Raw genomic sequence first — 21,716 nt, forward strand, 5'->3', positions numbered from 1 at the left:
TGAGGAATTCCGAGCGGCCTACGCCTCAGCGTGCTCCCCTTCGGAGATCTCCTCGAGCATCTTGCTGCAGAACGCCTCGAGATCGTCCGGCTTGCGGGACGTCGTGAGCCCGCGGTCCGTGACCACTTCGCGGTCCACCCAATTCGCACCGGCGTTCTTCAGGTCGGTCTGGAGCGACGCGTAGGACGTCATCTCCCGGCCCTTGACTGCACCGGCCTCAATGAGGATCCAAGGCCCGTGGCAGATTGCGGCGATAGGCTTGCCAGCCTCGAGGAACGCCTTCACGAACTCGACACCCTTCTGTTCGAGCCGCATCTTGTCCGCGTTCACCGTGCCTCCGGGAAGCACTAACGCATCGAAGTCGTTGGGATCGGCTTGGTCCAGGGTCACGTCGACCGGGAAGGACTCGCCGTGCTCCCAGTCGCCCTTCATCGCCGTGATCTGGCCCTCTTCGGGCGAAACCAGCGCGGGGTCGCCGCCGGCTTCCTGGACCGCCTTCCACGGCTCCGTGAGCTCGACCTGCTCGACGCCGTTGGTCAGAAGGAACGCAACTTTCTTGCCTCTGATGTTGTTCGCCATATCTCGTCGCTACCCACTGGCGCCGCCGTAAACCGCCGACTCGCGGACGACTAGACTGGGCTAGGCCCCCGAGACCCGAACCGAAGGGACGCACCCTACCTTGAGCAGCTTCACCGCACGCTTCGCGAGCCAGGACGAGATCGAGCACTGGGACAAGCACGTCACCGCGAACCCCAACGGCGGGAACCTGCTGCAGTCGGCCGCGTTTGCCGCAGTCAAGAAGAACTTCGGCTGGGATGTCCGCTACCTCGTCCTCGAGGGCGCCGAGGAAAGCAGCTACAACCTCGTCCTCGAGAAGTCGTTCCCGGTGATGGGCCGCCTCTGGTACCTCATCAAGGGCCCGGACGTCGCCCGCGTGGATGACGTGCCGCCGGCCCTCGAGGCCATAAGAGAACTCGTCGAGCGGGAAAAGCTGCACGTCTTCGCGGTCAAGATCGAACCGGACATTGTCGATTCCGAGGAGGCCCGCCAGGTCCTCTCGAAGGCCGGTCTCGTGAAATCGTTCAACCTCCAGCCGAACGACTCCACGGCCATTCTGGACATCACCCCCGAACCCGGTCCGCTCCTGCGCAGCCTCCACTCCCGAGGGCGCAACGCGGTCCGCCGCGCCGAGCGCGAGGGCGTCGAGGTCGAGGTCGCCGAGCCCACGCTCGAGAACTACCGCACGATGCACGCGCTCATGACGGGGACGCTCAACACCAAGTCGCGCAGCGGTGCCCAGGTCCGCAGCTTCGAGTACTACCGCCAGTTCTGGACGGAGTTCACTTCCCGAGGGCAGGGCCGGCTGTACTTCGTCTACGAGAACGGCAGACCTTCCGTGGGCGCCTTCGTCATCAACTACGGGCGCAAGGCGACGTACAAGGACGGCGGCTCGCTGCAGCACCGCAGCCAGTACGGCGATTCGCACCTCGTCCAGTGGACGGCGATCCTCGACATGAAGACGCTCGGCTGCACCGAATACGACTTCTGCGGCACACCTCCGGCCGATCGGCTCAAGGACACCTCGCATCCGTTCCACGGCCTCGGCCTCTTCAAGACCTCCTTCACGAAGTCCGTGACGGACTTCGTCGGGGCGTGGGACTACATCATCGACGTCCCGCGATACACGGCATGGACGACGGCGGGCGAGCGGCTCGCGCGCCAGCTCTACACCCGGCGCACGGGTCAGCAGTTCTACTGAGGGAAGGCATCATGGGCGAAGAAGAAGCACGAACCCAGCCGATGCCTCCCATCTCGCCCGCCCAAGCGCGGGCGAACAACGCGGCCGCGGTCAGGATGCTGCGGCGGCTCATGACGGGCGACAGCCCGCCCACCGCGCCCCTGTCGATCGTGGACCGTCTCGCGGCCAGCCCCTACGCGAACCCGACCATCCAGGTGGGCGGCGTGGACGAGTCTGCCCGCCGGACCCTCGATTTCGCGTTGCTCCTCGCCGAGACGATGTTCCGGTATGGCGCCGGCGCCCTCGAGGTCGAGTCCTCGATGATCGCCGTGACCGCCGCGCTCGGGCTCCAGCACATCGAGGTCGACATCACCAACCAGTCGGTCGCGATCAACTACTCTCCGCGAGACCAGACCCCGATCCAGCTCCTCCGCGTCGTCCGCTCGTGGACGAGCAACTACGCCGGCCTCGCACTCGTCCACCAGCTCGTGAGCGAGATCGCGGCCGGCGGGGTGGGCCGGGATGAGGCGATGCGGCGTCTCCAAGGCATCACGAAGCGTGCCAAGCCGTTTCCCCGTTGGGCAGTGACGGCGGCCTACTCGCTCTTCGCGGCACTGTTCGTCGGCGTCCTCGGCGGCGGTCTCATGGCTTCGCTCATCGCCTTCCTGAGCAACCTCGGCGTCTCGCTCGTCAGCCGCGTCATGGGGCGGTGGCGCGTCCCCGACTTCTTCACGACCCTCGCGAGCGCGTTCCTCGTGACGCTCATCGCGCTGCTCATGTTCTGGGCCAAGATGACGATTGCGCCGGCGATCGTCGTGGTCGGAGGGATCCTCCTGCTCCTGCCGACCTCACGGCTCGTCTCGGCCACCCAGGACGCCATCAACGGCTTCCCGGTCACGGCCGCAGGGCGCTTCCTCTCCGCGTTCCTCACGTTCGCGGCGCTCGTGGCCGGGATCGCGGTCGCGTTCCTCGCCGGCGAACTCCTGGGCGTGTCCCGGATCGACGTCACGCAGACCTTCCCGCCCGCGTACCCGTACTGGGTCCAGGTCATCCTGATCGGCGCGGCCGTCGCCGCGATTGCCGTCACTGAGCAGACCTCGCGGCGGCTCGTGATTCCGACGGCGCTCGTGGGGGTCGTCGGCTACTTCGTCCTCACGGGCGTCCAGCTCACCGGCGTCGGCGACCGGGTCGCTCCGGCGGCGAGCGCCGTCGTCATCGGTTTCCTCGCCCGGATCGTGGCACTCCGGATGGGCGCGCCGCAGCTCGTCGTGGCCGTTCCAGCCGCGCTCATCCTGCTACCCGGCCTCACGATCTTCCGCTCGATGTACGTCGCGACGCTCGACGTCAACCAGACCGGTGCCGGAGCGGGCGGCATGCTCACGGCGATGGCGATCATCCTCGGGGCGGCGGCCGGGATCGTTCTCGGCGACCATCTGGCCCGCCCGTTCACCCAGAAGGCGGGGTCCGTGGAACGGCGTCGCCGCTGGATGCGCCGCTAGCCACTCGTGCAGTGGCCAGCTCCCGCTCGTGGAGCGGTCAGATCTGGCCGACCGGCATCTTCTTCTCGGCCTGGAACTGGTCCTCCACCCGGCCGTGGGCCCAATAGCCCGAGAGCGAGAGCTTCTCGCGTGGGAGCTCGCGCTGCTTGAAGATGGCACGGAGCTCCTTCATGGCCCCGCGCTCACCGTGTGCGAAGACGCTCGGCGTGCCCGGGAGCCACTCGGCGTCGGCGATGGCCTCCGCGAGGACGACGGTTTCGCCCGCGGGCTCTCCTTCGCGCGAAATCCATCGGACGTCGATTCCTGCCGGGGCTTCGAGTTCCATGACGTCGGCCCCCGAGCCGATTTCGAGGAACGCGATCCCGCTGGCTTCGGCGGGGAGCGCCTCGATGGCGGCGGCGACGGCGGGGAGCGCCGATTCGTCCGCGGCAAAGAGGTGCCACTCGGCCTCAGGATCGGGGGAATAGGCGCCGCCGGGGCCCGTGCAGATGAGGCGGTCGCCAGGTTTCGCCGCCGCCGCCCACGGCCCGGCCACTCCCTCGTCGCCGTGGACCACGAAGTCGATCGCAAGCTCACGAGCCGTCGCGTCGAAGGAACGCACCGTGTAGGTGCGCGTCACGGGCCACTGTTCGGCAGGAAGCGACTCGCGGAGCCCGGCTAGGTCGACGGGACCCTCGGGCCAGATCCCGTCCGGCAGTTGGGTGGGGAATGAAATCTTGACGTATTTGTCCGTGAACCCGTTGTCAGCGAAGGCGTCGAAACCCGGGCCACCGGCGACGACGCGCACGAGGTGGGGCGTGAGCCATTCCGTCCGGGCCACCACCAGATCCAGCGTGGGGCGGGGCTTCTTGGCCGGAGCCGTGGTGGTGGAGGCTGATGTCATGCGGCCCAGAATAGCGGTTCAGCCCCACACGACTGGTTGTGCGCCCTGTTCGACGAGTAATGAATTGGCCCGGCTGAAAGGGCGCGAGCCGAAGAATCCGCGGGAGGCACTCAACGGCGAGGGGTGCGCTGAGGCGATGACCGGCGTCGTGCCCAGAAGCGGGCGGACGGACTGAGCGTCCTTGCCCCACAGGATGGCCACGAGCGGGAGTCCGCGGCCGACGACGGCGCGAACCGCCGCGTCTGTCACTTCTTCCCAGCCGACGCGCCGATGCGAGCCCGCCTCCCCGGCCCTCACGGTGAGAGCCCGGTTGAGCAGCAGAACTCCCTGCTCCGCCCAGAAGGTGAGATCGCCGCACGAAGGCGACGCGCCGACGTCGTCCGCCAACTCGCGGAAGAGGTTGGCGAGGCTCCGCGGCAGCGGGGCGACCTCGGGGCGCACCGAGAAGCAGAGCCCCATCGAATGGCCTGGAGTGGGGTACGGATCCTGGCCGATGACCAGCACACGGACCGCCGAGAGAGGGTCGCGGAACGCGCGGAGGACGGCGTCGGGCGCGGGGAGGATGACGGCCCCGGCCACGGCGTCCTGCGCCGCCGTGCGGAGGGCCCGGCGGAGCGGGGCATCAGCTGGCGCGAGCGCGGCAGCCCATTCGGGATGCATGAGCGTTTCGAGCGGTGCGTTCGCCATCGCGGCGAGGGATTCGGCCTCGTCGGCGGGGGTGGGCAGCGGCGCGGCTGCCTCGGTGCAGTGTGGTTCGCCGTCTGGGAGCTCGAAGAGCGGCTCGGTCTCGGTCACGGTCCCCAGTCTCGCACCCTCATGAATGACACCGGTGTAGTTCCCTTCTAGACTGATGCGAGGTTTGGTGCGAGGTTCGGAAGGTCGGCCGAAGGGAGCGGACGTGGGTGCAGCGGAGCCGGGAGAGTCCCCAGAGCTCGAGGATCGGCTCGAAGAGCGGCTCGAAGACGGAGCAGGCCTCTCCGAGCGGGAAGTCCAGATGCTCGCCCTCGAGCGGAACTGGTGGAAGTACGCGGGGGCCAAGGAACAGGCGATCCGCGAGCTGTTCGACCTTTCGGCCACGCACTACTACCAGCTCCTCAATGCCCTGATCGACACTGAAGCGGCGCTCGCCCACGACCCGATGCTCGTGAAGAGGTTGCGTAGACTTAGGACGTCGCGGCAGCGCGCGCGCACGGCTCGTCGCCTGAGCGGCAGCGCGTGAGCCTGCCGCGGTCCCCCCAGCGGATCGGACGAGGACCTGACGCCATGAGCACCTACCCCCGTGACGAGTTCGACGACATCCCCGAGACCCCGCGGCGCCAAGGAGTGCATCGCACTCGGGCGGTCACCGCGACGGGTCGCCGGGGCGCCTTCGCATGGGTCCTCCTGGCGGCGGCCGTCGTCGTCGTGCTTGTCGCAGCCGCACTGTTCCTAGTCCCCAAGCTCCTCCGGCCGACGGCGGCGCCGGCCCCCGTGGGCACGTCGCACGCGACGGCGAGCAGCACCCCGAAGGCTTCGGCAACCACGACTCCGAGCCCGAGCGCTGCTCCGTCAACGGCTTCCGCTTCGCCTACGCCCACGTCCCAGAGCACGGCGACGCCAACGGCAGCAGGCGCTGACCGGACCCTTCCCGTGGGCGTCTACAACGCGACCACGACCTCGGGGCTCGGCAACCGGGTCGCGACGACGGCCCGCTCGGCCGGCTGGACGGTTGCAGCGGTCGGGAACTGGTCCGGAACCCCAGTCAACACCTCCGTCGTCTTCTACCGTGATCCGAGCCAGAAGGCCTCTGCCGACGCCCTTGCCTCCGACCTCGGCATCGCAACCGTCCTGCAGGCGCAACAGCTTGGCTATCCGCTCGCAGCCGTGATCGGCCCCGGGTACACGGGCTAGTGATCCGCCGTTCGCCCGCCGGGCCGTCGTCGCCACGAGCGGCGGCGAGCCCGACAGGGGTCGGCGCGGGGGCGGTCCTCGTTGCCGTACTGGCCCTCTCAGCCTGTTCGGCCTTCTCGACGAACGCTCGGCTCGCGCAGACCGAGGCATCCGGCGACGGCGTTCTGCGCATCGGGATGCTGCTCGACAACACGGGCGCGTCTGCCTTTCTGAACGAGGCCCAGCAGGCCGCCGTCGAGCTTGCCATCCAGCAGGCGAACGCCGCGGGCGGGCATAAGGGCCGCCCCATCGAGTTCCTTCAGCCCTCCGTCACTTCGGACACCGGCGCGGCCGCGCGGCAGCTCGTCGCGGCGAAGGCCGACGTCGTCATCGGACCAACGGACTCAAGCCGCGCCCCGGCGGCGATCGACGTCCTCGACAAGGCCAAGACCGTCCTCATCTCGCCCGCGAACCTCGACCCCGCGCTCTCGGGCTACAGGAGCGACGGCTACTACTTCCGCACGGCCCCGTCGGAGACGGCCGAGGGCGCGGCCCTCGTGAATGTGGCGAAGAGCAAGGACGCCACGAGCGTCGCCGTCCTGCGGCAGAAGGGCACCTACGGGCAGGACCTCGGTGACGCCGTCGCCACTGCCGCGAAGGCGGCGGGGCTCGCCGAGAAGGGCAGCGGCGAATTCACGGGGCACGACGCCCGCGCGGCCGCGGCCGCCGCCCAAGCCGCGGGCGCCGGGGCGGTCGTCGTCGTCGCCCGCGACGACGCCCAGGCTGTGCTCGCCCAAGTGCACGACGCCAGCGTTCCCGGCTCGAAGATCCTGCTCGCCGACGCTGCCGTGGCCCAGTATGGGACGGGGCTCGCCGGCGGGGCGCTCGACGGCGCGAGCGGCCTTGTGCCCGGCCTCTTCCCGAGCGCCGCCTTCGAGACCGAGATCCTCAGGCAGTCGCCGGGTCTCAAGGACATGACGTTTGCGGCAGAGGCGTACGACGCGGCAGCCCTCGCGATCCTCGCCGCGGGTGAGGCACAGGATGACGCCGGGACCTCGATCGCCTCGCACCTCATCGGCGTATCGGGCGGCACGGCCTCCGGCGCGGCGACCCTCAAGGGTTCGGGCCCCCGGACGAAGTGCACGGCGCTCGCCGACTGCCTTGGACTCGAATCGAAGGGGAAGCCCATCGACTACGACGGGCAGTCCGGGCCCATCGCGTTCGACGCAAACGGGGACATCACGACCGCGAACTTCACCGTGATGAGCTACGGCGCAGACAACAGGTCGCATCAGGCCGGGACCCAAACGGTCGCGCGTTGACCTGTTCACCGACTTCCGCCCGGGCGTAACTCGCGCTTCGGACGCCGCCCTGTTCGCGCTCGGCATGACGCGCCGTCGGCGCTTGCACTCGACGGGGCAGAGTGCTAATTATTGACTTAGCACTCCCACGGGTTGACTGCTAAGTCTGAGGGCTCGCAAGGCTCGCCGGACCGCCGTCGTCCGCGGGGGGAAGGGAACACCTCGCTGGGGTGAGGCGTCCGCCGACCGGGAAGGAACGGGAGGCTGGCGCCGGCCGTCGCGGGCGCTGCAGCGGGTGCGCTCACCACACGATCGTCCCGAAAGGACAGAAGCCGTCATGGCCAAGATCATTGCATTCGACGAAGAGGCCCGTCGCGGCCTCGAGCGCGGTCTCAACCAGCTGGCCGACGCCGTCAAGGTCACCCTCGGCCCGCGTGGCCGCAACGTCGTCCTTGAGAAGAAGTGGGGCGCCCCCACGATCACCAACGACGGCGTCTCGATCGCCAAGGAGATCGAGCTCGACGATCCGTACGAGAAGATCGGTGCGGAGCTCGTCAAGGAGGTCGCCAAGAAGACTGACGACGTCGCTGGCGATGGCACGACCACCGCTACCGTCCTCGCGCAGGCCCTCGTGAAGGAAGGCCTCCGCAACGTCGCTGCCGGCGCCGACCCGCTCTCGCTCAAGCGCGGCATCGAGAAGGCCGTCGACGCCGTCACGGCCGAGCTCCTCGAGTCCGCCAAGGAGATCGAGACCAAGGAAGAGATCGCCGCCACCGCGTCCATCTCCGCCGGTGACCCCCAGATCGGCGAGCTCATCTCCGAGGCCCTCGACAAGGTGGGCAAGGAGGGTGTCATCACCGTCGAGGAGTCGAACACCTTCGGCCTCGAGCTCGAGCTCACCGAGGGCATGCGCTTCGACAAGGGCTACCTCTCCGCCTACTTCGTCACGGACGCAGAGCGCCAGGAGACGGTCCTCGAGGATCCGTACATCCTCATCGTCAACTCCAAGATCAGCTCCGTGAAGGATCTCGTCGCGGTCCTCGAGCGCGTCATGCAGGCCAACAAGCCGCTCCTCATCATCGCTGAGGACGTCGAGGGCGAGGCCCTCGCGACGCTCATCGTGAACAAGCTCAAGGGCACCTTCAAGTCCGTCGCCGTCAAGGCCCCGGGCTTCGGCGACCGCCGCAAGGCCATGCTCACCGACATCGCGATCCTCACCGGTGGCCAGGTCATCGCCGAGGAGGTCGGCCTCAAGCTCGAGAACGCCACGCTCGAGCTCCTCGGCAAGGCCCGCAAGGTCGTCGTGACCAAGGACGAGACCACGATCGTCGAGGGTGCTGGCGACGCCGAGCAGATCGCCGGCCGCGTCGCGCAGATCCGCGCCGAGATCGAGAACTCCGACTCGGACTACGACCGCGAGAAGCTCCAGGAGCGCCTCGCCAAGCTCGCCGGCGGCGTCGCCGTCATCAAGGCGGGCGCGGCCACCGAGGTCGAGCTCAAGGAGCGCAAGCACCGCATCGAGGACGCCGTCCGCAACGCGAAGGCTGCCGTCGAGGAGGGCATCGTCGCCGGTGGTGGCGTGGCCCTCATCCAGGCTGGCGCCAAGGCGTTCGCGAACCTCAACCTCGAGGGCGACGAGTCGACGGGTGCCAACATCGTGAAGATCGCGATCGAGGCTCCGCTCAAGCAGATCGCGTTCAACGCTGGCCTCGAGCCGGGCGTCGTCGCCGACAAGGTCCGCGGCCTGCCCGCCGGCCACGGCCTCAACGCTGCCACGGGCGTGTACGAGGACCTCCTCGCCGCCGGCGTCAACGATCCGGTCAAGGTCACCCGCTCTGCCCTGCAGAACGCGGCCTCGATCGCCGGCCTCTTCCTCACCACGGAGGCCGTCGTTGCCGACAAGCCCGAGAAGGCTGCCCCGGCCATGCCGGGTGGCGACGAGATGGGCGGCATGGGCGGCTTCTGATCCAGGAGCAGCCTTGAGCGCCTAGCGCTCTCCGCTTATTGAGCGAAGGCGAATAGCCGACGCCATAGCGAACGACGGCGGGGTTTCCACTTCGGTGGGAGCCCCGCCGTCCTTTTCGTCTCGGGTACGGATGTTTCGGGTACACAAACTGGCCGTCCAGAGCGTCTCGGGTACGGATGTTTCGGGTACACAAACTGGCCGTCCAGAGCGTCTCGGGTACGGATGTTTCGGGTACACGAACTGGGCGTGCTGAGCGTCTCGGGTACGGATGTTTCGGGTACACAAACTGGCCGTCCAGAGCGTCTCGGGTACGGATGTTTCGGGTACAGATAATTTCGCCTACCGTACGACGAGGAGCGCGCCTCATGCTCGCAAAGGTACGTTCCGTCGTCGTCCCCGAGATGTGCTCCCGTTGGCGGGAGTTGGCGTACCCGAAACGGTCTGGGGCGGGAGTTGGCGTACCCGAAACGGTCTGGGGGCGGGGCTAGGCCTCGGGGGTTCCCTGGTGGAAACGGAGGCGCCACCGGCCGTCGGACCGCTGCCAGAGTGAGCTCCTCAAGGCGGAGCCGCCCGCGCCTTCGGTCCGGTAGAGGACTTGGATGAGATCCCGTGAGAGGGGAGCGGCCTCGACGAGCTCGAACGTCACGCTGACCTCGGGGTCCTGCACGAGAGCGTCGACGATCTCGTCCCGCAGCCAGAGCCGCCCCGACTGCCCGATCTCGCGGTATTCGGGATGAAGGAGATACGCGAGCTGGCCGAAGTCGCCTCGTGTCTCAGGATCAAGGAGCTCCTGTTCGAGTTCGACGACGGCCTCGACCTCATGCGGTTGGGCCAGACGGCTTGACTCACCTCGCGCGTCGGCCTCTGGCTCGGCTTCTTCAACCCCGCCGAAGAGGTCATCCTGAACCGCCTCCGGGACGGGCGCGGGAGTAGCCGGCTGTGGCAGGTCCCGTCCTAGAGCGCCCCCGAAGCCAGGCCCGACGACGGGAAGGGCACCAGCCTGAAACGCTGTTGCACAGGCCCTCGCACGCTCGTCCGCGGCCTCGTTGAGCGAATGACCCGCGTGGCCCTTGACCCACTCGAAGGTGTAAGAGCGGCCGACGAGCTCGTCGTCAATCTGCCGCAGGAGGTCCACGTTGAGCACGGGCTTCCCGTCGGCCTTCTTCCACCCACGCCGCTTCCAGTTCGGCATCCACTTGGTGACGCAGTTGATCACGTACTGGCTGTCGCAGAGTATGTGCAACGGCTCGTGAGGCAGATGAGCAGTCGACCGGAACAGGTCGAGGACGGCCATGAGCTCGCCCTGATTGTTGGTGCCGTGCGCCCAGCCGCCGGCGTGCCACCGGTCCTCGTCGACGTACCACGCCCAGCCCGCAGGGCCGGGGTTTCCGAGGGCAGAACCGTCTGCAGCGGCGGTGATTGTCATGCCGTCCATCCTGCCAGAACAGACCGACAACCTAAGCCGGGACAACCTAAGCCGGGCCCACTCCCAGCTGCGTAGTGGGCCCGGCTTAGGCGTGGAGAACAGCGCCTAGAGGAATAGCCTCGCGTTGCTGCTCTCCATTTCCTGATACCCCACACTCGCTTGTTGAAGCGCAAGTCCTATCGCGTCCAGCGACGACTCCACCTGGACATGCGTCCCGGCCCACTGCGTCACAACCCCTTGGAAATTGGTGGCTGCCTGCCCCTGCCAGCTTGCGCCGAGGCCTTCGAGGTCCACTCGGAGGCTTCGCACCTCGGCCCGGACCCGCTCGACGGCGGCCGCAACCTTCTGGGCGCTCGCGGTCATCTGCTCGGTATCAGCCTTCAAAACGGCCATGGTCGTCCTCTGTTCCCGTGATCTTCCGCCGACGTTCCTGCCGGCTTTCCCAGTCGACTTCGGGTCCCTCGCCCGCTGTCACCACGAGCCTAGGAAGCCGAAGGGACGCCTCGCAGCCCGTCGTCGTCGTATGTGGACAACTCAGGAGATTTCGCTGTCCTCGGGGGAGGCTTTCGGGGGGATCGGGGCGACCGGAGTGACCGGGGGGACCCTTCGGAGGCCCCCAGTATCGAGCGCGGGCAGGCTTTCTGGCGGCTCGGGCGACTGCTCGGCCGCGACCTGATGGGGCAGTTCAATGACGAAGGTGGCCCCGCCCCCGGGAGTGGGCCGGTGACGCACGGTGCCGCCGTGGGCACCGACGATGGCCGCGACGATCGCCAGGCCGAGGCCTGTACCGCCCGTATCGCGAGTGCGCGACGTGTCTGCCCGGTAGAAGCGCTCGAAGATCTTGGGAGCGTCCTTCTCAGAGATGCCCGGACCGTGGTCCCGTACCTCGAGCACCGAGAAGAGCCCACCTTGCCCGCGGCGTGCGCCCACCGCAATCTCAAGGGGCGAACCCTGCGGCGTGTACCGCAGCGCGTTGCCCACCAGATTGCCCACGACCTGCCTGAGCCGACCCTCGTCGCCGAGCGCCGGGGCCGCCGCTGGGCCAACGCCGGGGGCGAGTCCCACGAGGCGCACGCTCCTGTCCGGCGCGGATGCTTGGGCGTCCACGACGGCGTCGTGGCCGATCGGGAGGAAATCGACTGGCCGCAGGAGCACGGGCCGCTGCTCGTCGAGCCGCGCGAGGGTCAGAAGGTCCTCGACCATGGTGCCCATGCGCTTGGCCTCGCTCTCGATCCTGCCCATCGCCATCCCGACGTCCTCCTGCGTCGAGAGGGCTCCGTGCCGGTACAGCTCGGAGAAGCCTCGGATGGTCACGAGGGGAGTGCGCAGCTCGTGGGACGCGTCCGAGACGAACCGCCGCATCCGGGCCTCCGATTCCGTTCGGTCGCGGAAGGCCTGCTCGATATGGGCGAGCATGGTGTTGAGCGAGGTCGAAAGCCGGCCGAGCTCGGTGCCCGGGGCCTCTTCGTCGACGCGTTGGGAAAGGTCCCCTGCGGCGATGGCTGCGGCAGTCTTCTCGACCCGGCGGAGGGGCCGGAACGCCCGCGTCACCGTCCAAGAAGCGACGAAGAAGACGACAGCGAGCGTGAGGACGCCGACGCCGATCTCGAGGAGGAGCGTGTGGTTCATGGCGTCGTCGACGCTCGTGAGCGGAAGCGCGATGAGCATCGCGGCGCGTTCACCCGTGCTCGTGATGCGGACGGGGATTGCGATGTACCGCCAGTCCGAATCGCCGTCTGTCCCGTTGGCCTGCCGGATGATGTGCTGGCTCTGCATCTGCTGCGCCTCGTCCGGGGTGATCATGGCGACATCGGGCCGCGCCTGATTCGGATTGGGCACGGGGTACGTGCGCGGCGGTGCGCTGCTCGTGTAGAGGACCAGGACGTAGTCGGTCGGAAGCTCGGGATTCGGGGTGGTCAGCAGGTCGATGTTCTGGTTCTGCTGAGCGTAGTCGGAGGCGTCGATGAGCTTGTCATCCACTTGTCCGACCAGGAACTGGTGGAGCTGCGTGAGCGTCCCCGCGCTCGTGAAGACGATTGCCGCCGTGAGGAGCACCATCATGACGGCGACGAGCTGCGAGCGCAGTGACGCCGTCTTCCAGCGGGCGAGCATGTTACCGCTTTTCGGCGGTCCTGAGGACGTAGCCGACGCCGCGCTTGGTCTGGATGAGGCTCGGTCCATTCGCGTCCACCTTGCGCCGGAGGTACGAGATGTAGGACTCCACGATCGACGCGTCACCGTTGAAGTCGTATTCCCAGACGTGGTCGAGGATCTGCGACTTCGAGAGGACCCGGTTGGGGTTGAGCATCATGTAGCGCAGGAGTTTGAACTCGGTCGGGGAGAGGTCGATGGTCATGCCGCCCCGACGGACCTCGTGTGCGTCGTCGTCGAGCTCGAGGTCGTCGACTCGGATCACCGCGTCGTCGTCGAGGATGGGCTGGGTGCGGCGGAGGACGGCGCGGATGCGCGCGACGACCTCGTCGAGGCTGAAGGGCTTCGTGACGTAGTCGTCGCCGCCCACGGTGAGGCCTTGGACCTTGTCCTCGGTCTCGTCCTTGGCAGTGAGGAACAGGACTGGAACGTAGCGGCCCGATGCACGGAGCTTGCGGGTCACGGTGAAGCCGTCCATGTCAGGCAGCATGACGTCGAGCACCATGAGATCGGGCGCCTGCTCCTCGGCGGCTGCGAGGGCTTCGCGGCCGTTGCTCGCCGCGATGACCTCGAAGCCCGCGAAGCGCAGCGACGTCGAAAGCAGTTCGCGGATGTTGGGCTCGTCGTCCACGACGAGCAGCTTGGCTTCAGGTCCCGTGTTCTTCACGCCTTTCATGTTGCGCCCAGTTTCTGAGAATCGGCTGGAGGTATTCTGTGAGCGGACGACGGCGCCGCTGGGCCTTGATTGAGAGGCATCCGAGGGGACGTGGCCGGCTCAGTCCTTCGCGAGGTCGGCCGCGTCGACGATGCGGTAGGCGTACCCCTGCTCGGCCAGGAAGCGCTGGCGTTTCGCGGCGAATTCCTGGTCGAGGGTGTCCCGCGCGACGAGCGCGTAGAAGCGCGCCGCTCGCCCGTCAGCCTTGGGGCGCAGGAGCCGTCCCAGTCGCTGGGCCTCCTCCTGACGAGAACCGAACGAGCCGGAGACCTGGATCGCGACGGCGGCCTCGGGAAGATCGATCGAGAAGTTGGCAACCTTCGAGACGACGAGGCGGTTCAGCTCGCCGGCGCGGAACGCGTCGAAGAGCCGCTGCCGTTCCTTGACGCTCGTCGAGCCCTTGATCACGGGCGCGTTCACCCGCTCCCCGATCTCGTCGAGCTGGTCGATGTACTGCCCGATGACGAGCAGCTGGTCGTTCGCATGCCGGGCGACGAGCCGTTCGACGACGTCCGTCTTCGTCTCGCTCGATGCGCAGAGACGGTACTTGTCGGCGTCGTCGGCCATCGCGTACGCCATGCGCTCCTCGCGCGGCAGGTCGACGCGGACCTCGACGCAGTCGGCGGGTGCGATGTAGCCCTGCGCCTCGATGTCCTTCCACGGTGCGTCGTATCGCTTGGGCCCAATGAGCGAGAACACCTCGCCTTCGCGGCCGTCCTCCCGGACGAGCGTCGCCGTGAGTCCCAGCCGACGGCGGGCCTGCAGATCCGCCGTCATGCGGAAGATCGGCGCGGGCAGCAGATGGACCTCGTCGTAGACGATGAGCCCCCAGTCGTTCTGGTCCACGAGCTCGAGGTGCGGGTAGAGGCCGCCGCGCTTGACCGTGAGGACCTGGTATGTCGCGATCGTCACGGGCCGGACCTCCTTGACGGAGCCCGAATACTCGCCGATCTCGTCCTCGGTGAGGCTCGTGCGCTTGAGCAGTTCCTGCTTCCACTGGCGCGCCGAGACGGTGTTCGTGACGAGGATGAGCGTCGTGGTCGAGGACTGCGCCATCGCGGCGGCGCCGACGAGGGTCTTGCCCGCACCGCACGGGAGGACGACGACGCCGCTGCCGCCGGCCCAGAAGTTCTCCGCGGCGAGGCGCTGGTACGGCCGGAGGGACCACCCGGTCTCCTCGAGCGCTATGGGATGCGGGGTGCCGTCCACGTAGCCGGCGCGGTCGTCGGCGGGCCACCCGATCTTCAGGAGCGCCTGCTTGAGCTGGCCGCGTTCCGAGGAATGGACGACGACGGTCTCCCCATCGATGCGCGGCCCCAGGAGGGGCGCGATCTTCTTCGCGCGCATGACTTCCTCGAGCACGGGGTAGTCGTCCGTCCGCATGACGAGGCCGTGCTGGGGGTCCTTCTCGAGCCGCAGCCTGCCGTAGCGGGACATGGTCTCCTCGACGTCGATGAGGAGCGAGTGCGGGACCGGGAACCGGGAGTAGCGCAGGAGGGTGTCGAGGACCTTCTCGGCGTCGATCCCGGCGGCCCGTGCGTTCCACAGCCCGAGGGGCGTGACCCGGTAGGTGTGGACGTGCTCGGGGGCGCGCTCGAGCTCGGCGAACGCTGCGATGGCGTGCCGTGCCTCGGTTGCCTTCTCGTGGTCTACCTCGAGCAGGATGGTCTTGTCGCTCTGGACGATCAGCGGACCGTCAGACACCGGTACTCCTTCTTGAGCCCGCTCTGCTGCTCAGGCCAGCTCGACGTCGATGATGCGATGCACGCTGAGCACGCGCTCGGTTTCCCGTTCCGGGTCGAAGACGCGTACCCGGCCCGCTGAGATCGAGACCGGACGCAGCTCTTCGACCGTCGAGTTGCCGAGCGCGTCAACGATATTCAAGCGTACTGCCCGCTTGAGCCGGATGGCCTTCTGCAGCGTCTCGATGCCGAGCATGGGGGCGGCCTCGTCGCCGTTGGCGACCACGGCAGACTGGTTCCGCAGGATCGCGAGCTGGGCTTCGACGTCGTCTACTGATGGGACGGCGGGCCGCGGCTCAGGAGTGGGCAGCCTGGGCGCATCCGTGCCTCCGCGCGAGCGCTGGAGCCGCACTGCCGGATCGAACGAGGAATCGATGGCCGGCGCCAAGCCGAGCTCGCGAAGGACGGTTGCTGCTTCCTGCGGCGTGGCGTTGCTGACCAACACCGTCGGTGCGATCTGGGTGAGGCCGAGCTGCTGGGCGGAGGGCTCGCGGAGGAGCCCGGCGAGGGCGGCTTCGTCGTCGCTCGCGATGAACGACCCTGCACGCCCGATCCGGATCCGTCCGTAGCGGCCGGCAGTGTCCTCGATGAGGTATGCGAGGGGCTGCGGGACGCCGGCCTCCGCGTGCTGGGCGAGGAAGGCGGAGATCGACGCGGCGTCCTCGCCGGCGTCGAGCGCTCGCCGGAGGCTCGCGGCCGAGAAGCGGTAGATCGTGGCCGGTCCGCGCCCTTCCGGGTCGGCGAGGAGGGCGAGGCGTCGCGCGAGGCCCGGCTCGAGGTAGCCTGGCGCGACCGCGGTGAGGTCGGCCTGGAGATGGATCCGGTCGACGCTCTGCGGGAGGATTTCCTCGAGAAGGGCGCGCAGACCCTCGTAGTCGCCGCGCACGACGGCGGAGCCAGCCCTCGTGATCGCGCCAGACCCGAGGAAGCCGATCATCGTCGCCTCGACGAGGACACCGTCGAGGAGGCCGCGGAGGCGGCGGGCGAGGCGAGGCTGGGCCCACTCGAGGCGGGTCCGGACGTCCTCGGCGCGGACGACGACGGCGCGCCCCTCCGCGCTGTTCGCCTCACCGCTGAGCTCGGCCGCCACTTCGAGGACCCGACGCCGGACTGCCGCCGCATCGGGGCGCTGTCCCTCGCCTGCAAGAGGCGCGAGCTGCCCGCCGCCCTCGGCGGCCATGGCGAGCGAGGCCACCCGCGGCGTGTCGAGCCAGGCGGCCGCGATGCGCAGCCATTGCTCGGGGCGGGAGAGCGCGAGCCATTCTTCGGCCGCCGTCGCGCGCCACGTCGACGTGTCGACGTCGAGCGTGATGATCCCCACGGCCGCGGCCAGCTCGAGTGCGAGGACCGTCTGATCGGAGTCGGCACGCAGCGCGGCCGTGAGGCGCCGCAGCTCCCGGGTCCCGACCCCGCCCGCCCGCAGCGTTTCGATGGGCCTCTCGGAGGCCTCGACCGCGAGCCCGCTGACGAGCCGCAGGACCTCGCCGATCGCGCCGAGCGCGGCGTTGCGCCGAAGGGCCGTGCTGGTCGTCGCGGCGGGCGGGGGCGGCGGGTCGAGCGCGAGGCCGGGGACGATCCGTCCGCCGCGCAGGGCGAGCCCCACCGGCCGGGGCAGTTCGACGTGCTCGTCGTCGAGCGGGACGAGGAGCCCGTGCGAAAGGAGCCAGTCGACCGGGTTGTCCGTCTTCCTCCCCGGGCGTACACGCGCTTCGGCGTGCGGCACCGCGCCGACGGGCCAGTTCGTGAACTTCGAGAGGACCTCGCGCGCCTTCGGGGGAGCGCTTTCGAGAGCTTCGGGGAGCGCCGCCCAACGCTCGAGCGCGTACGCAGCAGCGATGTGGTGCTCGACGTGCTGCTGTTGGGCCGCTGCCGGGATTGCGTTGACGATGTCCGCGGCCTTCTCGGCGAAGAACTGCGAGACGGACGTGAGCTCGGTGTAGCACCGCCCGAGGCCTGCCGGGTAGCTGCCCAGAACCTCCCTGAGCCGTGCAACCGGCTGATAGTAGCGCCGCCTGCTTCCGGACGCGGAGTGGATGGAATCGGGCGGATCAGCGCGGTAGATCAGGGCGAGCTGCGAGAGCTCGGCGAGGATCGCGTCGAGGGTGCCGAGTGTCGCGTTGCCCACGGCGTGGCGGAGTTCGACGGCGCTGCCGCTGCGGCCTTCGTCCTCGTCAGTGGTGAGGACGAGCGCCTCGAGCACCTGCAGTTGCGGCTTGGACAGCGATTCGAGGGCCCGCTGGAGGCTCACACGGGCACAGGCCCGAGCGGCGAGGGCCGCAAAATCGGGAACGCCGGGCGTGATGAGGTCCGGCCTGGCGGCGAAGAGCCGGCGTAGAGCATCGTTGCCCCGAGCGGATAGTTCTTCGGCGAGTGCGCGGATCGATGACATGCCCCTAGCGCTTCCTCCTTTCAAGGAACGTCGCGACGAGCGCGGCGCCCATGCATGCAAACGCGAGCGGGAGACCGTAGAGCACGACGGCGGCCATCCAGCCAGGAGGCGTCTTTCCCGAGGCGGCCAGTGCGAAGGCAAGCGCGACCATCGCGAAAGAGAAGACCGCGACAGCGGCACCGCCCCAAGAGGCGACGCGGCGGAATGTTGGCGCCATGAATCCAAACCTAACAGTGCCAGCGCCTCTGGCGCGTCCGTAGCTGGCCGGACACAGTAATCTAGGGAGAGCGGCCTGCGCCGACGGCGCCCGCTATCTCTCTTTCTTGGAGCAACCAACAGATTGGGGTCAGGGCGGTGCCCACTGGCAAGGTCAAGTTCTTCGACAAGGCGAAAGGCTTCGGGTTCATCGCGGGCGATGACGGGCACGAGGTCTTCCTGCCGGGCAGCGCCGTCCCCGCCGGCGCGGGGGAGATCAGGACCGGAACCCGGCTCGAGTACGGCATCGCCGAGGGCAAGCGCGGCCCGCAGGCGCTCGGCGTGCGGGTGCTCGAGAAGCTTCCGTCGGTGGCCCGGGCCAAGCGCATGCCCGCACGCGAACTGGCCCCGATTGTCCAGGACCTCGTGAGCGTCCTCGACAATCTGTCCGGCCAGCTCGCGAAGGGGACCTACCCCGAGAAGGGCGCCACCATCGCGGCCGCCCTCCGCCGCGTCGCAGACCAGCTCGACGTCTGACATGGCAGGGCAGCCTTCTTCCTCCGCCCTGCCGGGCGCCGCTGAGCCCCGGCCGAGGGCTGGCGTCCCGATCTGGCGCGTCGGCAAGCCGGACGCGCTCCTCGCTGGAGCAGTCGAGACAGCCCGCAAAGCTCTCCTCGAGGCCGTCGACGCTGAGCACATCGGCCGCCACCTCGGGGCCAAGAGTGAGGGCGAACGGCTCGTCACACATCTGTTCGAGTGCCTCCGCCCGGGCTACCGCGGCTGGCAATGGTACGTGACGGTAGCGAGGGTTTCGCGGTCCAAGATCGTGACGGTCAGCGAGCTCGGAGTCCTGCCGAGCGAGAACTCGGTGCTCGCGCCGGAATGGGTCCCGTGGTCGGAGCGCGTGCGGCCAGAGGAACGGGAGCAGGCGATCCTCGACGCGGCGGCAGAGGGCGTCGCTGCCGCGGACGAGGCGGAGGACATCGACGACGACGCGGCCGAGGAAACTGACGAGGCAGAGGAAGCGCTCGAGGCGGCCGACGCGGAGGCCGCGGGCATCACGGACATCGACGACGAGATCGACTGAGGTCGGCCCGATCAGCCTCCTTGCAGCCTGAATTGCGGCCCGGATTGCAGCAAGGCCCCGACGGATACCGTCGGGGCCTTGCTGTTGGTCGGCCGCGCTGCGGCTCGGATCAACCGCGCAGGCTTGCCACCACGTAGTCGATGCACTGCGTGAGCTTCGTGACGTCGTCGGGCTCGATGGCCACGAACGTTGCGATGCGGAGCTGGTTGCGGCCGAGCTTCCGGTACGGCTCGGTGTCGACGACGCCGTTGGCCCGCAGGATCTTCGCCACCTGGGCTGCGTCGATGGACTCGTCGAAGTCGATGGTCACGATGACGTTCGAGCGCTCGGACGGCTTGGGGACGAACGGCGTGGCGAAGTCGGAGGCCTCTGCCCACGAATAGACGCGGTCAGCGGAATCCGCGGTCCGCTTCGTCGCCCAGTCCAGGCCGCCGTTGGCGTTGAGCCACTCCACTTGGGCGTTGAGGCCGACGAGGGTTGTGAGGCTCGGGGTGTTGTACGTCTGGTTGAGCTTCGAGTTGTCGACCGCGGTCTTGAGGTCGAGGAAGTCGGGGATCCAGCGTCCGGAGGCTTTGATCTCCTCAACGCGCTCGAGCGCGGCGGGAGAGAACAGCGCAAGCCACAGGCCGCCGTCGGACGCGAAGTTCTTCTGGGGCGCGAAGTAGTAGACATCAGCCTCGGCGATGTCTACATCGAGTCCGCCTGCGGCGCTCGTCGCGTCGATGAGGACGAGGGAGCCCTCGTCGGCACCCTCGACGCGGCGAACGGGAGCAGCCACGCCGGTCGAGGTCTCGTTCTGCGGCCATGCGTAGACGTCCACGCCGCGCTCTGCGGAGGGCTCGGGGCGTGTGCCCGGCTCCGAGGTGCGGATGCTTGAGGCCTCGAGGAACGGCGCCTTGTCAGTGGCCTTCGCGAACTTGGAACCGAACTCGCCGAACGAGAGGTGCTGGGCCTTCGAGCGCACGAGCCCGAACGACGCCGCATCCCAGAACGCGGTAGAGCCGCCGACGCCGAGGATCACCTCATAGCCGTCCGGGGCCTTGAAGAACGAGGAGAGCCCCTCGCGGACAGAGCCGACGAGGTTCTTGACGGGGGCCTGACGGTGTGAAGTGCCGAGCAGCTTCGCCCCAGCGGCCGCTATTGCCTCGACCTGCTCCTTCCTCACCTTCGAAGGGCCGGCCCCGAATCGGCCGTCGGCCGGCAGGAGGTCGGCAGGAATGTCCAGCTGGGTCGTTTCGCTCACGAGGGCTCCTTGCAACGATTCCGGGCGGAGGCTCCTTCCGCCCCGGAATAGTCTGCCGCACCGGCTTCGCCGCGGGTTAATCCGAGACGCGGCTGCGACGCAGTGCAAGCCGCCGAAGACGAGCCGGCAAACGCTAATCTGAGCAGTTCAAAATAAGCTAGACTGGCCGTGCACTCACCGTGCTGCGCGCCCTGTTCCTGCGCCAGGCGCGGGAACCGCTGTTTCGCCTCCAAGGAGCCGCTGGCCGCATGACCGACCTCATCGACACCACTGAGATGTACCTCCGCACGATCCTCGAACTCGAGGAGGAGGGGATCGTTCCCCTGCGGGCGCGCATCGCGGAGCGCCTCCGGCACTCGGGCCCCACGGTGTCCCAGACGGTTGCGCGCATGGAGCGTGACGGCCTCGTCGTCGTGACGGGGGACCGCCACCTCGAGCTCACGGCCCCGGGACGCAAGCGGGCAACCGAGGTGATGCGGAAGCATCGGCTCGCCGAGCGGCTCCTCTCCGATGTCATCGGACTCGACTGGGCCTACGTCCACGACGAGGCCTGCCGCTGGGAGCACGTGATGAGCGAACGCGTCGAGCGGCGCCTCTACGACCTCTTGGGGCGTCCGAGCGAATCTCCGTACGGGAACCCGATCCCCGGGCTCGAGGCCCTCGGGGGAGAGCCCTCCGCGGGCTTCACGGCAGGGGTCGTGACCCTGGTCGACGCCATGCGCGAGTACGCCGCTGGCTCGCGGGTCGTGGTCTGCCGCCTCGCGGAGCCGATCCAGGTGGATCCCGAACTGCTCGCACAACTGGACGAGGGCGGCATCCGTCCGGGGGCGAAGCTCGCCCTCGAGCGGGTCGGAGACTACATCTCGGTGCGGACACCACAGGTCGACGGCGCGCTCGAACTGCCGGTCGAGGTCGCCGCCCACGTCTTCGTTTCGATCTCCTGACCTCGAGGCCAATCCCTGACCTCGGGAGAGGCACCATAACCTGTGCGATAGATCTCACAGGTTCGAACACGCCGAGAAGTCGAAAATCCAGTTCTTGGACAATTGAGAGAACGCTACCCGCGAGCTGAGTCTCGGTAAGGGTAACGGCAAGGTTACGAATATCCGTCGGGTGAGACTTCTCACTGCCTGGCTCGCCCCGGCATGAACCGACTCAAATGGTCTTGCATCGAGCCTCAGGCGCATGATTCCGGGCTTTTTGGCCCGACGACCGTGTCCTGACCGTGATCATCTGAGACCTCGCTGTGATCCGAATGTGACTTTCCGTGCGAAGTCCGCTACGCTCGTTCGTGTTCCAGCTCCAACCAAGTTGGAACATCCGGTCGGATTGCCTAGCTCTGCCGCTGGCCGGAATCCGTTCGCACAACCGTTTGGCAGGGGCGGGGGAACCACTTTCGGGCCTCTTCACCGAGGTCCTTGGGGTAAAGCAGCCCGGTGCTTGCACCGGGAGGCCGGATACTTCCAGTCCGAACCCGACAGCTCACCTCGCAGGCATTGGGAGAGGCTACCT

Annotated in this window: 20 protein-coding genes and 1 riboswitch; of the genes, 9 read left to right on the plus strand and 11 right to left on the minus strand. The window is 68.2% G+C overall.

The features are described 5' to 3' along the window. Positions 1 to 18: 18 nt before the first annotated feature. Entirely contained in the window at positions 19 to 579 is a 561-nt protein-coding gene (locus tag LK10_RS07945; protein WP_043122118.1) for a type 1 glutamine amidotransferase domain-containing protein, read from the minus strand. 100 nt (positions 580 to 679) lie between these two features. Here LK10_RS07945 and LK10_RS07950 point away from each other — a divergent pair, with 100 nt between their 5' ends. Both LK10_RS07950 and LK10_RS07955 read left to right on the plus strand, forming a co-directional pair. Continuing rightward, positions 680 to 1,759 (plus strand): lipid II:glycine glycyltransferase FemX, encoded by a 1,080-nt coding sequence (locus LK10_RS07950; protein WP_043122121.1) that lies wholly within the window; start codon positions 680 to 682, stop codon positions 1,757 to 1,759. An 11-nt stretch (positions 1,760 to 1,770) separates the two neighbouring features. Beyond that, complete coding sequence (locus LK10_RS07955) at positions 1,771 to 3,237, plus strand: threonine/serine exporter family protein (protein ID WP_043122123.1); 1,467 nt, start codon at positions 1,771 to 1,773, stop codon at positions 3,235 to 3,237. Between the two features lie 37 nt (positions 3,238 to 3,274). On the opposite strand, the gene LK10_RS07960 is transcribed toward LK10_RS07955, so the two are convergent. Together LK10_RS07960 and LK10_RS07965 are read right to left on the minus strand one after the other, a co-directional pair. Further along, the gene (locus tag LK10_RS07960; RefSeq protein WP_043122125.1) at positions 3,275 to 4,120 is read right to left on the minus strand and encodes a siderophore-interacting protein; all 846 of its coding nucleotides are present in this window, start codon (positions 4,118 to 4,120) and stop codon (positions 3,275 to 3,277) included. An 18-nt stretch (positions 4,121 to 4,138) separates the two neighbouring features. Next, positions 4,139 to 4,807 carry a uracil-DNA glycosylase gene (locus tag LK10_RS07965; protein WP_043122226.1) on the minus strand — a complete coding sequence of 223 codons (669 nt, stop codon included), beginning with the start codon at positions 4,805 to 4,807 and terminating at the stop codon, positions 4,139 to 4,141. A gap of 211 nt (positions 4,808 to 5,018) precedes the next feature. Between LK10_RS07965 and LK10_RS07970 the strand changes: the two genes are divergently transcribed. The 4 genes from LK10_RS07970 (at position 5,019) to groL (ending at position 9,256) form a co-directional block, all read left to right on the plus strand. Continuing rightward, positions 5,019 to 5,339, plus strand: coding sequence for a DUF3263 domain-containing protein (locus tag LK10_RS07970; RefSeq protein ID WP_043122128.1), 321 nt, complete (start codon positions 5,019 to 5,021; stop codon positions 5,337 to 5,339). Between the two features lie 44 nt (positions 5,340 to 5,383). Then, a complete protein-coding gene (locus LK10_RS07975) occupies positions 5,384 to 6,010 on the plus strand; it encodes a LytR C-terminal domain-containing protein (protein ID WP_043122131.1) in 627 nt (208 codons plus the stop codon). Next, positions 6,010 to 7,311, plus strand: a complete 1,302-nt coding sequence (locus LK10_RS07980) for an ABC transporter substrate-binding protein (protein ID WP_231567684.1) — start codon at positions 6,010 to 6,012, stop codon at positions 7,309 to 7,311. Before LK10_RS07975 ends, LK10_RS07980 begins: the two co-directional genes overlap by 1 nt. Before the next feature lie 316 nt (positions 7,312 to 7,627). Continuing rightward, positions 7,628 to 9,256, plus strand: coding sequence for a chaperonin GroEL (groL, locus tag LK10_RS07985; protein WP_043122134.1), 1,629 nt, complete (start codon positions 7,628 to 7,630; stop codon positions 9,254 to 9,256). Positions 9,257 to 9,740: 484 nt separating this feature from the next. Here the strand turns inward: groL and LK10_RS07990 are convergent, their stop codons facing one another. The 7 genes from LK10_RS07990 to LK10_RS08020 form a co-directional block, all read right to left on the minus strand. After that, entirely contained in the window at positions 9,741 to 10,682 is a 942-nt protein-coding gene (locus tag LK10_RS07990; protein WP_043122138.1) for a ribonuclease HI family protein, read from the minus strand. 105 nt (positions 10,683 to 10,787) lie between these two features. After that, positions 10,788 to 11,075, minus strand: coding sequence for a WXG100 family type VII secretion target (locus LK10_RS07995; protein WP_043122140.1), 288 nt, complete (start codon positions 11,073 to 11,075; stop codon positions 10,788 to 10,790). Positions 11,076 to 11,216: 141 nt separating this feature from the next. After that, positions 11,217 to 12,794, minus strand: coding sequence for a sensor histidine kinase (locus LK10_RS08000; RefSeq protein ID WP_081998381.1), 1,578 nt, complete (start codon positions 12,792 to 12,794; stop codon positions 11,217 to 11,219). A 1-nt stretch (position 12,795) separates the two neighbouring features. Continuing rightward, complete coding sequence (locus LK10_RS08005) at positions 12,796 to 13,500, minus strand: response regulator transcription factor (RefSeq protein ID WP_156144090.1); 705 nt, start codon at positions 13,498 to 13,500, stop codon at positions 12,796 to 12,798. Between the two features lie 108 nt (positions 13,501 to 13,608). Then, positions 13,609 to 15,252: a DNA repair helicase XPB gene (locus tag LK10_RS08010; RefSeq protein ID WP_043122144.1), complete on the minus strand. Its 1,644-nt coding sequence runs from the start codon at positions 15,250 to 15,252 to the stop codon at positions 13,609 to 13,611. Between the two features lie 30 nt (positions 15,253 to 15,282). Then, positions 15,283 to 17,679, minus strand: a complete 2,397-nt coding sequence (locus tag LK10_RS08015; RefSeq protein WP_043122146.1) for a helicase-associated domain-containing protein — start codon at positions 17,677 to 17,679, stop codon at positions 15,283 to 15,285. 4 nt (positions 17,680 to 17,683) lie between these two features. After that, positions 17,684 to 17,896 (minus strand): hypothetical protein, encoded by a 213-nt coding sequence (locus tag LK10_RS08020; RefSeq protein ID WP_043122148.1) that lies wholly within the window; start codon positions 17,894 to 17,896, stop codon positions 17,684 to 17,686. 137 nt (positions 17,897 to 18,033) lie between these two features. Here LK10_RS08020 and LK10_RS08025 point away from each other — a divergent pair, with 137 nt between their 5' ends. Next, positions 18,034 to 18,411, plus strand: a complete 378-nt coding sequence (locus tag LK10_RS08025) for a cold-shock protein (RefSeq protein ID WP_043122149.1) — start codon at positions 18,034 to 18,036, stop codon at positions 18,409 to 18,411. Between the two features lies 1 nt (position 18,412). Next, positions 18,413 to 18,961 (plus strand): DUF3027 domain-containing protein, encoded by a 549-nt coding sequence (locus LK10_RS08030; protein ID WP_052207092.1) that lies wholly within the window; start codon positions 18,413 to 18,415, stop codon positions 18,959 to 18,961. A 109-nt stretch (positions 18,962 to 19,070) separates the two neighbouring features. On the opposite strand, the gene serC is transcribed toward LK10_RS08030, so the two are convergent. Next, positions 19,071 to 20,204, minus strand: coding sequence for a phosphoserine transaminase (gene serC, locus LK10_RS08035; RefSeq protein ID WP_043122152.1), 1,134 nt, complete (start codon positions 20,202 to 20,204; stop codon positions 19,071 to 19,073). 248 nt (positions 20,205 to 20,452) lie between these two features. Between serC and LK10_RS08040 the strand changes: the two genes are divergently transcribed. Then, entirely contained in the window at positions 20,453 to 21,148 is a 696-nt protein-coding gene (locus tag LK10_RS08040; protein ID WP_043122153.1) for a metal-dependent transcriptional regulator, read from the plus strand. A gap of 393 nt (positions 21,149 to 21,541) precedes the next feature. Further along, positions 21,542 to 21,714: riboswitch (cyclic di-AMP (ydaO/yuaA leader) on the plus strand. Positions 21,715 to 21,716: the final 2 nt, after the last annotated feature.

The organism is Sinomonas humi, from assembly GCF_000802235.1.
Taxonomy (GTDB): domain Bacteria; phylum Actinomycetota; class Actinomycetes; order Actinomycetales; family Micrococcaceae; genus Sinomonas; species Sinomonas humi.